The 14,672-nt window shown below is 69.4% G+C and carries 14 protein-coding genes; 2 read left to right on the plus strand and 12 right to left on the minus strand.

Annotated features, from left to right (window positions below; all coding sequences use genetic code 11):
• Positions 1–59 precede the first annotated feature (59 nt).
• Together ACR9Y5_RS03380 and ACR9Y5_RS03385 are read right to left on the minus strand one after the other, a co-directional pair.
• Positions 60–1,280: a DUF1972 domain-containing protein gene (locus ACR9Y5_RS03380; protein WP_481296646.1), complete on the minus strand. Its 1,221-nt coding sequence runs from the start codon at positions 1,278–1,280 to the stop codon at positions 60–62.
• A 23-nt stretch (positions 1,281–1,303) separates the two neighbouring features.
• Positions 1,304–2,821, minus strand: a complete 1,518-nt coding sequence (locus ACR9Y5_RS03385) for a sugar transferase (RefSeq protein ID WP_481296647.1) — start codon at positions 2,819–2,821, stop codon at positions 1,304–1,306.
• A gap of 407 nt (positions 2,822–3,228) precedes the next feature.
• Here ACR9Y5_RS03385 and ACR9Y5_RS03390 point away from each other — a divergent pair, with 407 nt between their 5' ends.
• A complete protein-coding gene (locus ACR9Y5_RS03390; protein WP_481296648.1) occupies positions 3,229–3,948 on the plus strand; it encodes an SOS response-associated peptidase in 720 nt (239 codons plus the stop codon).
• A 130-nt stretch (positions 3,949–4,078) separates the two neighbouring features.
• Here the strand turns inward: ACR9Y5_RS03390 and ACR9Y5_RS03395 are convergent, their stop codons facing one another.
• Positions 4,079–5,641 carry a hypothetical protein gene (locus ACR9Y5_RS03395; RefSeq protein ID WP_481296649.1) on the minus strand — a complete coding sequence of 521 codons (1,563 nt, stop codon included), beginning with the start codon at positions 5,639–5,641 and terminating at the stop codon, positions 4,079–4,081.
• A 149-nt stretch (positions 5,642–5,790) separates the two neighbouring features.
• Positions 5,791–6,828 carry an L-glyceraldehyde 3-phosphate reductase gene (gene mgrA, locus ACR9Y5_RS03400; protein WP_481296650.1) on the minus strand — a complete coding sequence of 346 codons (1,038 nt, stop codon included), beginning with the start codon at positions 6,826–6,828 and terminating at the stop codon, positions 5,791–5,793.
• A 141-nt stretch (positions 6,829–6,969) separates the two neighbouring features.
• On the opposite strand from mgrA, the gene ACR9Y5_RS03405 reads away from it, so the two are divergent.
• Entirely contained in the window at positions 6,970–7,185 is a 216-nt protein-coding gene (locus tag ACR9Y5_RS03405) for a hypothetical protein (RefSeq protein ID WP_481296651.1), read from the plus strand.
• 75 nt (positions 7,186–7,260) lie between these two features.
• Here the strand turns inward: ACR9Y5_RS03405 and ACR9Y5_RS03410 are convergent, their stop codons facing one another.
• The 8 genes from ACR9Y5_RS03410 to ACR9Y5_RS03445 all read right to left on the minus strand — a co-directional run bounded on the left by ACR9Y5_RS03410 (position 7,261) and on the right by ACR9Y5_RS03445 (position 14,373).
• Complete coding sequence (locus ACR9Y5_RS03410; protein WP_481296652.1) at positions 7,261–8,532, minus strand: hypothetical protein; 1,272 nt, start codon at positions 8,530–8,532, stop codon at positions 7,261–7,263.
• A 204-nt stretch (positions 8,533–8,736) separates the two neighbouring features.
• Entirely contained in the window at positions 8,737–8,895 is a 159-nt protein-coding gene (locus ACR9Y5_RS03415) for a hypothetical protein (RefSeq protein ID WP_481296653.1), read from the minus strand.
• Positions 8,896–8,933: 38 nt separating this feature from the next.
• On the minus strand, positions 8,934–9,191 hold the full coding sequence (locus tag ACR9Y5_RS03420; protein ID WP_481296654.1) for a DUF1049 domain-containing protein: 258 nt from the start codon (positions 9,189–9,191) through the stop codon (positions 8,934–8,936).
• Positions 9,192–9,260: 69 nt separating this feature from the next.
• Entirely contained in the window at positions 9,261–10,292 is a 1,032-nt protein-coding gene (locus ACR9Y5_RS03425; RefSeq protein WP_481296655.1) for an SIS domain-containing protein, read from the minus strand.
• 46 nt (positions 10,293–10,338) lie between these two features.
• A complete protein-coding gene (locus ACR9Y5_RS03430) occupies positions 10,339–11,187 on the minus strand; it encodes a carbohydrate ABC transporter permease (RefSeq protein WP_481296656.1) in 849 nt (282 codons plus the stop codon).
• Positions 11,184–12,143: a carbohydrate ABC transporter permease gene (locus ACR9Y5_RS03435; protein ID WP_481296657.1), complete on the minus strand. Its 960-nt coding sequence runs from the start codon at positions 12,141–12,143 to the stop codon at positions 11,184–11,186. Before ACR9Y5_RS03435 ends, ACR9Y5_RS03430 begins: the two co-directional genes overlap by 4 nt.
• Positions 12,140–13,441 carry an extracellular solute-binding protein gene (locus ACR9Y5_RS03440; RefSeq protein ID WP_481296658.1) on the minus strand — a complete coding sequence of 434 codons (1,302 nt, stop codon included), beginning with the start codon at positions 13,439–13,441 and terminating at the stop codon, positions 12,140–12,142. Before ACR9Y5_RS03440 ends, ACR9Y5_RS03435 begins: the two co-directional genes overlap by 4 nt.
• The gene (locus tag ACR9Y5_RS03445) at positions 13,438–14,373 is read right to left on the minus strand and encodes an N-acetylglucosamine kinase (RefSeq protein WP_481296659.1); all 936 of its coding nucleotides are present in this window, start codon (positions 14,371–14,373) and stop codon (positions 13,438–13,440) included. Before ACR9Y5_RS03445 ends, ACR9Y5_RS03440 begins: the two co-directional genes overlap by 4 nt.
• Positions 14,374–14,672 lie beyond the last annotated feature (299 nt).

A 14,672-nucleotide genomic window follows, 5' to 3' on the forward strand; every position in this document is an offset into this window, starting at 1 on the left:
GTGGCAGCCGGAGATGGCACGTTACGGGTCCGAGTACGGCGTGTTCGAAGGATTATTGCTCATGACGCAGCCGTTGTCGAATCGTTAACTTGCCCAGACCACAAGTCCCCCTTTCGTGGTACACGCCGTCTACCCGCAGACCGACCGGACTGTTCGCCCCGAGACTTCCGCATCACGACGCGGGTCTCGAGGTGGACGGCCAGTTCGGTGTACCCCTCGGCCACCCGATCCCAGTCGTAGCGCTGCAGCGCCCGGTCGCGAAGGGTCGTCCCGACCTCTCTCCAGTGTGCCGTATCCCCCTCGATCTGCTCGATCCGGTGCGCGACGTCATCCGCGCCGGCGAAGTAGAGCGCGTCCGGCCCGGCGACCTCGCGGTTGAAATTGACGTCGTATGCGAGCACCGGTGCCGCCGCGCCCATCGCCCGCAGCAGCGACGGATTCGTGCCGCCGACCGAGTGGCCGTGCACATAGCTCGCAGCGTTGGCGTAGAGCTGGTCCAGCAGGTCCTGGTCCCAGACCCCTCCCAGCAGGCGGATGCGGTCGTCGTCCGCCGCAGCGTCCGCGATGCGCTTCGAGTACTCGGCGGCGTACGGCGCCGACCCGACCACCACGAGCGGCAGCTTCGCCGAGCTCCTGCGGTACCCGTCGACGATGACGTCGACATGGTTCTCCGGCTCGAAGCGCGCCACCACCAGGTGGTACCCGCCCGGGGTGAGGCCCAGCGCATCCAGACCCGGGTCGTCGAGGGCGGGGATCGCCTTGGCGCCGTAGGTGAGAAGGCGGGTGTCGACGCCGAATTCGTCGGTGTAGTAGTCCGCGATCCCCTGGGCGTCGGCGATGAGCGCATCCGCCCAGCGCACCGACAGCGATTCGGCGATCCGGTAGTAGCGGCGGCCGACGCGTCCCCACTTGCCGCGCTTCCACTCCAGACCGTCGACGTGGACGGCCACCGGCACGCGCCCCAGCCGCAGGATGGGGAGGAACGGCGAGTTGGCGGCATTGAACACGAACGCAGCGTCGAAGCGCCGACGCAGCACCGCGTGCAGCACGGAGAGCCCGGTGTGGCTCAAGGTCTCGAGCGTCTTGGAGCGCAGGGCGGGCAGGTGCACGAGTTTCATGCCCTCGTACACCGCCGGCCGCTCCGCACCCTTCCGGGTGCGGCAGTACACGGTGACGTCCGCTCCGGCCGCCGCCATGCGCCGCCCGATCTCGTCCACCGCAGTCTCGAACCCGCCGTACGCCGCCGGCACGCCGCGCGTGCCGATCATCGCCACGCGCATCGGGCGACTCTCCGGACGCGGCATCAGTACGCCCCCACGGGATGCGTCAGCACCTTGACGGTGCGCCACATGATGACGAGGTCGCCGGTCAGCGACCAGTTCTCGACGTAGTAGAGGTCGAGGCGGACGCTCTCCTCCCAGGAGAGATCGGAGCGACCGTTCACCTGCCACATCCCCGTGAGTCCCGGCTTGATGTAGAGCCGGCGGTGCACGTGGTTCTCGTAGACCTCGACTTCGGAGGGCAGCGGCGGGCGCGGGCCCACCAGGCTCATGTCTCCGAGGAAGACGTTGACCAGCTGCGGCAGCTCGTCCAGCGAGAACTTGCGCAGCGTGCGGCCGACACGGGTCACGCGGGGATCGTGCTTCATCTTGAACAAGAGGCCGTTGCCGTCGCTGCTCTCGCGGAGCGCGGCGAGCCGCGCCTCCGCGTCGACGACCATCGACCGGAACTTGTACATCTTGAAGCGCTCGCCATTACGGCCGACGCGCTCCTGCGAGAAGATCACCGGTCCGTTGTCGTCGAGCTTGACGGCGACCGCGACCGCCAGGAAGAGCGGCGAGAGCAGCAGCAGGGCGAGGCCGGATGCGAAGAAGTCGAACGCCCGCTTGAGCACGTGCTTGCCGCCCTCGAACTGCGGGATCTCCACGTGGATGAGCGGCAGGCCCTCCACGGGACGGAAGTGGATGCGCGGGCCCGCGACGTCGGTCAGCGGCGCGGCGAGCACCAGCTCGGTCGCCGTCCCCTCCAGGTTCCAGGCGAGCTTGCGCACGAAGTCCCCCGAGCTGAGGGCGCGACCGGCCACGATCACCGTGTCCGCGTCCAGCCGCGCCGCAGCGTCGGCGACCCCCGACAGGTCGGAGACGATCGGTACCTCGCGCTCGGGGCTCGCGATGCGGCGCCGCATCTCGGCGTCCTTCTTCGCGCCCTTGCGCTTTCCGGTGTCGAGGGCGGCACCCACGACGTTGTAGGCCGCCCCCGAGTTCTGGTGGATCTGCCGCACCACGTAGTCGACGTCGTCGAAACGCCCGACCACGAGGGCACGCGACAGGTAGTGGTCGAAGCTGCGCTGCCTGATGAGCCAGTGGCGCCACATCCAGCGAGAGAACAGCACGCCGGCCATGCCGGCCGGAAGCGCGACGATGAAGTAGCCGCGGGCGATGTCGATCTTCGCCACGAGGAAGAGGATGGCCAGGACGCCGAACGTCGTCGCCGTCGCCGAGACGACGCGGCGGTACTCCGAGACGCCGATCCCGATGACGCGGGGATCGCGCGTGCGGTACACCGACAGGGTGAAAAGCCAGGTCGCGGCGATGATCAACGACAGGTAGACGTAGTCGAGGTGCATCCCGGCGGTCGGGGCGGCCGCGTCGTCGAATCCGAAGCGCACGAACACCGCGCCGATGGTGGCGGCGAGGATGATTGCCGTGTCCGTGGCGAGCAGTCGATAGCGGTAGCGCTTCGCCCAGGTGAGTTCCGAGCTGCGCCCGCGCAGTGCCGTGGGCGCGACGATGCCGGGGAGCCGGGGGCGGATGACGGTCATGCCGTCACCTCCGCAGCGCCGGCGCCGGCATCGTGTCCCATCGGGGAGCCGGCGGCGGCTGGGGGGAAACCGTGGTCTCGAACGGCTTCACCGCCGCCGGCTCCGCTCGTGGGGCGACTCCCGTGGTTCCGCGCGCGCCGAGTGCTCCCCGTTCGGATGGGGTTGAGTGCGGGGAGCGCTCGGCGCGGCGAATTCGGGTACACGTGTAGTCACCTGCGGGTCGGGTTGGTATTGCTTTTTTCGGGTGGTGTGAACGATCGGAGTTCCAGTACCGTAAAGTGACTGTTCCTCACCAATTCACAAAACTGAGAATACATCGTTTTCTCAGGTTGGCGTCACCCGCTTTTGGGGGGTGAGTTATTCTCACCTTTCGTTCCGGTGTCGGTGGAGCGGCATAAGCTGGCGGCATGTGCGGCAGGTTCGCGATGGACGACAAGGTCAACGCCGAGATCACGGAGTTCGTGGAGCGGACGGGACGGCGGCCCGAGGAGTGGCGCGCCGACTGGGAGGCGGACTACAACATCGCGCCGACCGACGACATCCCCGTGCTGATCGACTCGGCGAAGACGCGGGAGCTGCGCTTCGAGCGCGCGCACTGGTCGCTCGTGCCGTCCTGGTCCGACACGCTCAAGACGAAGTTCCCCACCTTCAATGCCCGGGCGGAGGACATCGCCGAGAAGTCGACCTGGCGCAAGCCCGTCCAATCGCACCGGGCGATCGTGCTTGCGCGCGGCTACTACGAGTGGCAGGGGCCGAAGGGCAGCAAGACGCCGTACTTCATCCGCTACCCGGAAGGTCGCCTCATGGGCTTCGCCGGTCTGTACTCGTGGTGGCGCGACAAGAGCAAGGCGGAGGACGACCCGGATCGGTGGGTGCTCACGGCCACGATCCTCACGTCGGATGCCGTGCAGACGCTGGCCGACATCCACGACCGCAACCCCGTGATCCTGCCCGAGGAGCTGTGGCAGCACTGGATCGACCCGTCCATCGTCGGCGACCAGGCCCTGGTCGACGAAGCGGTGCGTGCGGGTGTCGCCGAGGCCGAGACCCTGCGCTTCGACCAGGTGGCCCCGTTCAAGACCAGCGACGACGGGCCGCAGCTGATCCAGCCGGTCGACGCCGCCTGAGTGTTCGGCGCCGCCTGAGTGTTCAGCGCCGCCTGAGTGTTCAGCGCCGCCTGAGGGGTCGACCAAGCCCGCACGGTCGGCGCAGCCCGGACGGTCGGCCAAGCCCGCACGGTCAGCGCAGCCCGGACGGTCAGCGCGTCAGCTCGATGATCACGCTCCGGTGGGTCGTGATCGTCCGGCCGGTCTCGAAGAAGCCGAGCGCCTGCAGATCGGCGAGGCCCCACGTGTCCTGCACGCCCTCGTCGTCGAGCTCGATCATCCAGACCCGCTCCACCCCGTCGAAGCGGCCGCGCTGCGCCGCCTGCGGCACCGAGTAGGCGCTGTCCGCCCACCAGTCGTTCCGGTAGTAGGGGACACGCAGTGTGACATCCCGCACGCCGCGGAACCCGTCGGGGTAGGTGCGCATCGCGAGCCGGGGGCGCTGCGAGGGTCGCGCCGACTCATCGAAGACGACCGCATCGCCCGGCCCGGCGTTCGCGGCCATCGCCGCGCTGATCTCCGCCCAGTCGCTGTCGTTCTTGGCGTAGGGACCGCGCTGCAGCACGTAGACCGGTGCGCACAGGGCGACGAAGACGATGGTCGTGCCGGCGGTCGCGGCCACCGTTCTCCGCGGGTCGCCCCCGAGCAGCCTCCCGAGCAGCAGGATGCCCTCCGCGACGAGCAGAGCGGCCGCCGGGGCGGCGAACGTCGAGTAGCGGCCCGTGTACATCGGGTAGACCAGATTGACCAGGAGCATGACCCCGGTGGGCAGGAACAGCCAGGTCGCCGCGACGAGGCTGGTCGACACGCCGCGGGGTGCCGTGCTGGAGGGGCGCATCCCGCGTGAGCGCCACGCCCGCCACGCGGGCCACAGCGCCAGAGCGATCAGCGCCCATGCCGGGATCGCGACCCACGGCATCCCGAACCACAGGAAGTAGTACCAGATCGACGGGTCGTCCGGGGTGGCGCTCAGGTACGCAATCTGGCTGCGTTCGAGGTAGGCCAGCGCCGCGAGCGGCACGAGTGCGACCACGCAGGCGGCGGCGCACAGCGCCCATGCCCGGAGGATCGAGCGCGAGGCCCTGCTGCCGAGCAGCACGGCGCCGTGCGCGATCAGCAGGGTGCAGAAGTACAGGAAGAGGTACGAGGACACGGCCATGCCGGCCGCGTACAGCAGCCACGCGATCCGCCGCGCTCCCGGTGGGAGCCGTCGCCCGCCTCCGTCGACGAGCCAGAGCAGGAGCAGCGTGAGCCAGGCGGCCGCCGCGGCGGTGAACGCGTACGACCGCGCCTCCTCACCGGCGTACGTGAGCCGGGGCAGGACGGTCGCGACGATTCCGGCGACCACCGCCGCCCGGGCGCCACCGCGCCGCCCCGCGAGCAGGGTCACCGCCGCGACCGCCGCGCCCACCGCCAGGGCGCTGGGCAGCCGCAGGGCGAACGCACTTTCTCCCGCCAGCCGGATCCAGCCGTGCATGAAGAGGTAGTAGAGCCCGTGCACCGCGTCGACGTGGAGCAGCATCCCGAGCAGGCTGCCGATCGGGCGCTTCGCCGAGAGCAGCGTCGCCGCCTCGTCGCCCCACAGTGACGGGATCCAGCTCGCCGCGGCGCACAACACGGCTGCGAGGAGGCCGAAAGCGCCCGCGATGCTCCACGGACGCACCGCGCGGGGCGGCGCTCCGACCCGGAGCTCCGGTTCGACGAGGACGGCCATACCACCCGGTTCTAGACGGCGGACGGGAACACCTCAGAGACAACCAGATAACCCTGGGGGACGCGTGGGGGAGCACTACGGAAACTCACAGCCCGTACCTGCTCCGGCGGCCACTGCGCCGGTTGCTTCCCTCGCGTTCCCGCGGTTTTTCAGACCTCGCCGCGCCGCGCGCCCGCCCAGAGGTCGACGCCGGCGTCGACCGCATGGCGGTCGATTGCGGCCAGTTCCTCGTCGGTGAACGACAGGTTGCCGAGCGCCGCCACGTTCTGCTCGAGCTGGCCCACGCTGCTCGCGCCGATCACCAGCGACGTGACGCGCGGGTCGCGCAGCGCCCACGCCAGGGCCAGCTGGGCGAGCGACTGGCCGCGCCCGGCGGCGATCTCGTCGAGCGCGCGCAGGTGCCCGATCGCCTCGTCGGTGAGCCACGACGCGTCGAACGAGTCGCCGCGGCTCGCTCGGGAGCCCTCGGGCACCCCGTCGAGGTACTTGTCGCTCAGCATCCCCTGAGCCAGCGGCGTGAAGCCGATCACGCCGGTCCCGAGCTCGTCGACCGTGTCGAGGAGGCCCTCGGTCTCGATCCAGCGGTTCAGCATCGAGTACGACGGCTGGTGGATGAGCAGCGGCGTCCCGAGGTCGGCCAGGATCTCAGCGGCCCGCCGGGTCTCCTCGGCGCTGTACGACGAGATGCCGACGTAGAGCGCGCGCCCGGACCGGACGGCCGTGTCGAGCGCCTGCATCGTCTCCTCCAGCGGAGTCGAGGGGTCCGGACGGTGCGAGTAGAAGATGTCGACGTAGTCGAGCCCCAGCCGGTTCAGCGACTGGTCGAGGCTGGCGAGCATGTACTTGCGGCCCCCGCCGCCCTGCCCGTACGGCCCTGGCCACATGTCCCAGCCGGCCTTGCTCGAGATGACGAGCTCGTCCCGATGGTCTCGGAGGTCGTCGCGCAGGATGCGGCCGAAGTTCTTCTCGGCCGAGCCGTAGGGCGGCCCGTAGTTGTTCGCCAGGTCGAAGTGGGTGACGCCGAGATCGAAGGCGCGGCGGATGATCGCGCGCTGGGTGTCGAGCGGCCGGTCGTCGCCGAAGTTGTGCCAGAGACCGAGCGAGAGGGCGGGCAGGTCGAGTCCACTGCGCCCGGTGCGCCGGTAGAGCATGTCGTCGTAGCGTGCGGGATCCGGAGTGTAGGCCATGCCTCCACAGTGCTACGGCGCGGGTGCGATGTCCAACCGGCGCCGGCTTCCGGTGCGCTGTACGAATCCACCGCCGGCTACCGCAGATCGATGGCCGATCAACCCCTTGCCGCCGCGGTGGTTCAGCGGTCGCATGGCACCATGACCGACGAAATCACTCCCTCCACCGACGCCACCGCTCCCGGACAGCCCCAGGGCGCTCCAGCACCCTCCGACACACCGGTGCACGATCAGCCGACCGCGGCCGGGCAGGCGCCGGCCGGCACCGCGCTCGACGACGACGCCGACCTCCCCGCCGACGACGAGACGGCCGACACCCTCCAGAACGACGCGCTGCTGGACGAGGAGCAGCCCTGACGCCAGATGCGTAGAAACGGGTGAGGCCGGGGCCATCCGTGCGGATGGTCCCGGCCTCAGTGGTGGTGCGGGGTGTTACGGGGTGGCCTTGGCCTTCTTGCGGCGGTTGATCAGGATGCCGCCGCCGGCGCCGGCGGCGCCGAGGAGGGCGATTCCGGCGACGATCGGGGAGACGATCGGGCCGACGACACCGGCGGGGGTGTCGATGGTGGCCAGGGTGGCCGGCTGCACCGTGGTGGTGCCGCCGGTGGTGGTGACGCTGCCGGAGCCGATGAAGGGCAGGTCGGTGGCGGCCTGTGCGCCGTCGGCTGGGGCGGTGACCTGGACCTGGGCGCGGATCAGGATGGTGTCGCCGCTGTTGAGCGGGACGGTGGTGTCGGTGACGGTGCCGTCACCGATCACGAACGGGCCGGAGCAGTGGAGCACGGTCGGGGACTCGATGGTGCACTTCACGTACGTGGGGTAGGCCGTGTACTGCTGGGTGACGCGCAGGAAGCCGCCGTCGGAGGAGAGCCCGGTGCCCTGGGCGAAGGTGGTGCCTTCGGGCGCGGTGACGCGGAAGTCGACGCCGCCGGAGCTGATGGTGTCGGTGTCACCGGTGTACTGGAAGGCCATGTCCACGGTCTTGTTCTGCCCGACGGTGTAGTCGCTGGCGGTGTAGTGCGGCGCGGGCTGGTACGCGGCCCACGAACCCGACGGAGCAGCCGGAGCGTCAGGCCACACGCCCTTCAGGTACAGGTTGGCGGAGCGGGGTTCCGTTTGGATCGCCATCTGCTGGTTTGACGCGTTGAAGGCCTCCTGCAGGTAGATCGTGTCCTCGAAACTTCCGCCGGGACCCGTCGGCTCCCAGTCGAGGTCGGACGTCGTGATGACCGTGGACGGCTTCGCGAGCGTCACGTCGACCGTCACGGTCCCGACAGTGCCGTTGTAAGGAGCGATCCACTTGAGCGGCGTGATCTTGATCGTGTCGCCCTTGGCGTTGGTATACGTGTACGGCTGCACGCTGACCTGGGTGCCCGTGGGGGGCGGGAAAGTGAAGCTGTGGCCCTCGTGGACGTACGGGCTGTCCGACAGCTTCGTGTTGGCCGGCCAGTAGTGGTTCCATGTGCTGTAGCTGTAGCGGGCGACAGGCACGTCGCTGGTCCACGTGGCGGTCGGGCTCCAGTGCTGGCCTGCGGGAACGTTGACGATGTGCGCCTCCCCGGGAACGCCGGGCGTCGGGGTGGTCAGCGTGACGGTGCCGGGCGTTGCCGCGCTGGCGGGGGCGGCCGCGAGGGCCAGAGCGCCCGCGGCGATCGTGGCGCCGAGGACGCTGGCAGCGACCGTGCGCTTCCAGAACTTGCTCATAGATGGTTTCCTTTTGATGTCGGCAGCTTCGTCTCATCCACGGTCGGATTCCGTTGGCGCGAAGCGTTGTCATCAAAAGAGACGTTGTAATGCCTGCATTCATGACGCGGGCTGACTGCAGCATTTGGCCGCATTCCGCCCGCAAACGAAAACGGCGGCCGTGCTCGGTGAGCACGGCCGCCGCGGGACGGAACAGGGGACGGGTCAGGTGCGGCTCGCACCGCGGCGCATCCAGCCGACGATCGCCGTGATGATGAAGAAGACGATGCCGAGGATCGCCAGCCAGAGCAGGCCCTTGATGGCGAAGCCGAGGATGGCCAGGATCAGCCAGATGACGAGCAGGATGATGATGAGAGCGATCATGTGAACATCTGACCCCTCCGCGTGCGGCTCGTCAATGTTCAGCGGCGGCCCTTGCGTGCCGCCCGGTTTCGTGCGAAGACCCAGCCGACCACGCCGCCGATCGCGAACACGATGAGGACCAGCGCCCAGGTCGGGATGACGAGCTGCCCCCAGAGCAGGTAGATGGTGGCCTGGTCGCCGCCGACCCCGTTCTGGATGGCGACCACGATGAGCAGCACGACCAGCACGATGGCCAGCCACTTGCGCTTGAGGAAGCGCACGAACGCGTTCTCCTGGGTGCCCGGGGTGCTGGTCATGGCGTCAGTATGGCGCGACGGCCCCGCCCTCCGACAGGGCCGTCGCACCGCGGGCCGGCGGGATCGGTGTCAGCCCACAGGGAGCTTCGTGTCGTCCTGGTGGTACAGGAAGTCCTCGAGCGGGAACGGCTTGTGCTCGATGGCCGCGGCGATCGCCAGCTGGCCGATCACCGTCTCCACCACCGAGCGCTCGAACGGGCCGAGCCCCGCATCCACCGGCACGATGGTCAGGCCCGCGTGACCGGCGCCCGGCACGGTCGCCGGGTCGGCGGCGGTCACGAGCACGACGCGCACGCCGGCGTCGAGCACGGATGAGGGGATGGCGAGCTCGCGTCCATCGCCGAACACCACGAGCGCATCGCCCGCCGACAGCACCTCCATCGGGCCGTGGAGGTACTGGTACGTCTCGAAGGCGGCGCTCGGGGTCCGCAGCCCCTCGCGGACCATCAGCGAGAGCTCGGACGCGGACGACAGCGAAGCGCCACGCCCGACGACGTCGATCGCGTCGGCCTCGGCGAGCACACGGCCGATCGTCTCGGCCGCGTCCGCGTAGTCGCGCAGGGCGTCGGCGGCCCTCGAGGGGATGCGCTTCGCCTCGGCGGCGGCGTCGAGCGCGCCGACGTGGTCGAGCAGCAGCGCGTAGGCGAGGATCGTCGCGGTGTAGCCGCTGGTGTACACGGGGGAGTCGGGGAAGCCGCCCAGGCCGAGCACCGCATCCACCGTGTCCCGGATGGGCGCCTCGGGGTGGTTCGAGATGCCGATCCGCGTGCCCTCGGGGAGCGTGCGGGCGGCGTTCAGCGGCTCGGGGCTGCGTCCGGACTCGGACACCACGATGTGGTGGTCCGCCCGCACGGCGACGAGGCCGTCGGCGAGGTCGGACGCGACGACCGATGAGGCCGGCCGGCCCGTGGCCGCCAGGGCGGCGACGAGCGCGTGCGCGGAGTTGAGCGAGGCGCCCATCGCCACGACGGACACCGACTCGTCGGCACCCCACCGGCCGAGCCCGGAGGCGGCCAGGTCGAGCAGCACGGTCTCCCGGGCGAGGGCGAGGTTCTCCGGCTGGGCGCGCATCGCGTCGACGAACGGGGCTTTGGGTTCCATGTGTGTGGTCCTTACGTGTGGGTGAGGGAGGTGGGTCGGGGGATGGTCAGCCCTTGACGGCGCCGGCGGCCATACCGCTGACGACGTACCGCTGGAAGATCAGCGCGACGATGATCGGGGGCAGAGCCGCGAGGATGCCGCCCGCGGCCACCAGCCCGAAGTCGGTCGTGTAGCGTCCGGCGAACTCGCTGATCGCGACGGGCAGCGTCTTGGCCGCGTTCGACGAGGTGAAGATCAGCGCGTACATGAACTCGTCCCACGCCAGCAGGAACGCGAACATGATCGCCGCGAAGATGCCCGGACGTGCGGCGGGCAGCACGACGCGGAACAGTGCGCCGAGCCGCGACGCTCCGTCGATGCGGGCCGCCTCCTCCAGCTCCTCCGGGATGGTGAGGAAGTAGTTGCTCAGGATCCAGAGCACGAACGGCACCACGAGCGAGCAGTCCACGATGATCAGGCCGACCACCGAGTCCAGCAGGCCCAGCGAGTTGAGGATCAGATAGAGAGGTATGAGCAGCGCGATCTGCGGCAGCATGTACGTCGCCAGGAAGAGGATGAGCACCGCCTGCCGGAAACGGAACCGCAGCCGCGCGAACGCGTAGGCGCCGAGGATGCCGACGACCATCGAGACCGCCACCGTCCCGACCGCGACGATGGTCGTGTTGGCGAGCGCCGCGCGGAAGGTCGCGCCCACGCTCTCCGCCCCGCCGCGGAAGATCAGCTCGTAGCGGCTCCAGTCGAGCGTGCCCGGGATCCACTCCAGCGGTGTCGAGATCAGGATGCGCTGCGGCGTGACGCTCGCGATCACCATCCACCCGAAGGGCAGCAGGATGACCACCGCGACCACCAGAGCCGCCAGGTGGATCAGGATCGAGTTGCGGGTGGTGCGCTTCACAGCAGGCTCATCTCGGATCGGCGCAGCATGCGCAGGTAGACGAAGGTCAGCGCGAGGATGACCAGCACGATGATGTACGACAGCGCGGCGCCGACGCCGAAGTTCTGGTCGGAGAACGCCGTCGTGTAGGCGTAGTACGCGATGGTCTGGGTGCCGTTCACCGGCCCGCCGCGCGTCATCGCGTAGACGATGTCGAACACCTTGAACGCCTCGACCGTGCGCAGCACCAGCACGATCGAGATCGACGGCACGAGCATCGGCAGCACGATGCTGCGGAAGATCCGCGGCCAGCTCGCCCGGTCGACCTTCGCCGCCTCGTACAGCTCGCTCGGGATGGACGTCAGCCCGGCCAGCAGGAAGAACGCCACCAGCGGGGTCGTCTTCCAGACGTCGGCGACGATCACCATGTTGAGCGCGAGGGTCGGGTCGCCGAGCCACGCCTGGTACTGGTCGATGATGCCGAGCTGGGTCAGCGCCGCGTTCAGCGCGCCGTACTGGGCGTTGAAGATGCCCTTCCACATCGCCGCGTTCACGATCGTGGGGATGGCCCACGGAATGATGACGACGGCACGGAACAGCCACCGCGCCCGCAGCTTCGCGTTGAGGAGACCGGCCACGATCAGGCCGAGCACCAGCTCCAGCGCGGTCGAGACGAGAGTGAAGTACAGCGTCCGTCCCATCGCCGCCCAGAATCCCGGCGCGGTGAGCGTGTCGATGTAGTTCTGCAGCCCGACGAACGGGGTGTCGGTCGCCAGCGCCGAGTTCACCTCGAAGAACGAGATGAGGAGAGTGCGCAGGATGGGGTACACGATGACCCCGAACACCGCGATCGCCGCGGGCAGCAGCAGCCAGAAGGCGAGCCTCCCCTGGTTGTCGCGCTTGCGCCGGTTGCGGCGCTGCCCTGTGGCGGGGGCGCGTCGCTCCGTCTCGACTCCGGCGACCGACACGCCGCTCATCCCTGGTTCTCGTTCGCGGCCTTGACCGCGTCGTCGAGGGCCTGCTGCGGGCTCTTCTTGCCGAGCAACGCGTTCTGCAGCTCGACCTGGATCGCCTGCGACACGGTGTTGTAGTTCGGCACCGGCGGGCGCAGGATCATCGAGTCGTAGGCCTTGCCCGCGGCGGCGAACACCTCGGGGTTCGTCTTCGTGATCTCGGGCTTGGTGTAGCTGGCCTTCCAGTTCGTCATCGAGCTCTTGACGTACTTGTCCTGAACGGCCTCGCTGGTCATGTACTCGATGAACTTCCACGCAGCCGCCTGGTGCTTCGACTTGGCGCCGATCGCCAGAGCCATCGAGCCGTTCACGCCGGGGTTGTCGCCGTTCGGGCCGGCCGGGGGAGCGGTGACCGCGATCTGCCCGACCACCTTCGAGATCGACGGGTCGTTCTGGTCGCGGAAGGTCGACTCCCAGTTCAGCTCCATCGCCGTCTTCCCGGCCGCCATCGACTTGTCGGTGTCGTCCTCGAGGAACGTCGTCGACGCCGGGTCGCTGAGCCCCTCATCCAGCGACTTCTTCATGAACTCGAGCGCCTGCACGCCCGCGCCCTTGTTGATGTCGAGCTTTCCGCTGGAGTCGGTGAACTGGCCGCCGTACGCCCCGAGCAGCTCGGCGTAGTCGCACACGAGCGCCTCCGCCTGCGACCAGCTCCACGCGATCGGGTACTGCACCACCCCGGCGTCCTTGAGCTTCTTGGCGACGGCGAGCACGCCGTCCCAGGTCTTCACGTCGTCGGCAGTCGCCCCGACCTTGGCGAGCATGTCCTTGTTGTAGAAGAACAGCTTGGTGGACGGACCCCACGGGACGCCGTAGAACTTGCCCTTGTACTCGGCGCTGGTGAGCGCGCCGCCGAGCATGTCGCTCTTCCACGACGACGGGAACCGCTTGGTCACGTCGGTGATGATGTTCTTGGAGGCGAACTCCGCCGGCCAGATCACGTCCAGATGCACGACGTCGTACGTGCCGGCCGGAGCCGAGGTGACGATCTTGTCGTGCAGCGCCTCGTAGGCGACGAACGTCGGCTTGACGGTGATCTTCGGGTTCTTCGCCTCGAAGTCCTTGATCATGGCGTTGACGTCGGACTCCGAGTAGCCGGCCTGCTTCATGAACAGGGCGTTGATCGTGCCGGTGCCGTCGCCCTCCCCGCCCGACGCGGTGCCCGCGCCGGTGACACTGCAGGCGCTGAGGGCGAGAGCGGCGGTCGCGGCGAGCCCGAGAGCCCCGAGTGTGCGACGGCGCCCGGTGGATGTGATTCTCATGACTTCCTCCGTGTGTTCGATGGTGCGAAGGGGACGACAGTGGCCGCCTCCGTGAGCCGCCGGGCGAGCGCGAGGGCGCCGCGCACCGGGGCGACATCCAGCAGGTGGATGGAGTGGGTGAGCCCGCGGGCGCGGAGGCGCTCGCCGAGGGCGTCGAACAGGCGAGGCTGGTGGCTGACCACGCCGCCAGCGCAGACCACGTCGTCTCCGGCCGCGCCGCGGCGGTGGACCAGCTCGACGCTCCGGGCCAGCTCGTCGGCGGCGGCGTCGATGACGCGCGCGGCCCGCGCGCTGCCCGCATCGGCCGCCGCGAAGACGAGGGGTGCGGCGGCGCCCCAGGCGGTCACGCGGGGGCGGACGGTGAGGGCGTTGGAGAGCCCGACGATCTCGTCGACGCCGAAGTGGGCGAAGAGCGCGTCGGCCAGCGCGTCGCGCGGCTCGTCCTCGTCGACCGCGTCGAAGAGCGAGCGCACGGCGTCCCGCACCAGCGCGGGGGCGCTGCCGGGGTCGTTCAGGATGTAGCCGTAACCTCCGGCGCTCACCAGGCCGCCGTCGGCGCGGCGGCCGACGACCTTGCTGCCGGTGCCCGCGATGACGGCGATCGCCTCGTCGAAGCCGGCGGCCGGCCCCACGAGCTCGACATCGTTGACGGCCAGCGCCGGCCCGTCGTGCAGCTCGGAGAGCATGTCATCGAAGGCGAGTGTCTGGGCTTCGCTGTCGAGGCCGTGGGCGCCGACGACGAGGGGCGCCTCCGCGGCGCCGGGAACCGCATCCAGCAGGGCGAGGAGGCCGCGGACGTTGTCCTCCGAGTGGAGGTTGCCGCCGTGCTGCCAGTCGGCGGTCTTGACCGACCGGTCGAGGAGGGCGGCGCCGGCGTCGTCCTCGACGCACACGTGCGTCTTGGTGCCGCCGATGTCGATTCCGACGATCACGTCTGCTCCTCTGCGTCGTTGAAGGGCCTCCTTCTTTCCTATCGGAGTGAGAAGAAGGTGACGCCCAACCTAGGCGACGCTGCGCGCTTCCGTCAACCCCCGCCCTTCCCCCGCCCCGTCCTCGGCAGTGCGACATTCGTCACGAATGAACCCCTTCGCCCGTCCCGAAGCGACATTCGGCACGAATGGGCCCCGGGCGCCCGGCGCGACATTCGTCACGAATGTGTGCTTCGGGGCCGCCGAAGGCGACATTCGGCACGAATGTGCGCGTCAGAAGGCGAGGTACGCGACATTCGGCA

The organism is Leifsonia sp. KNZ13-11D, from assembly GCF_056754895.1.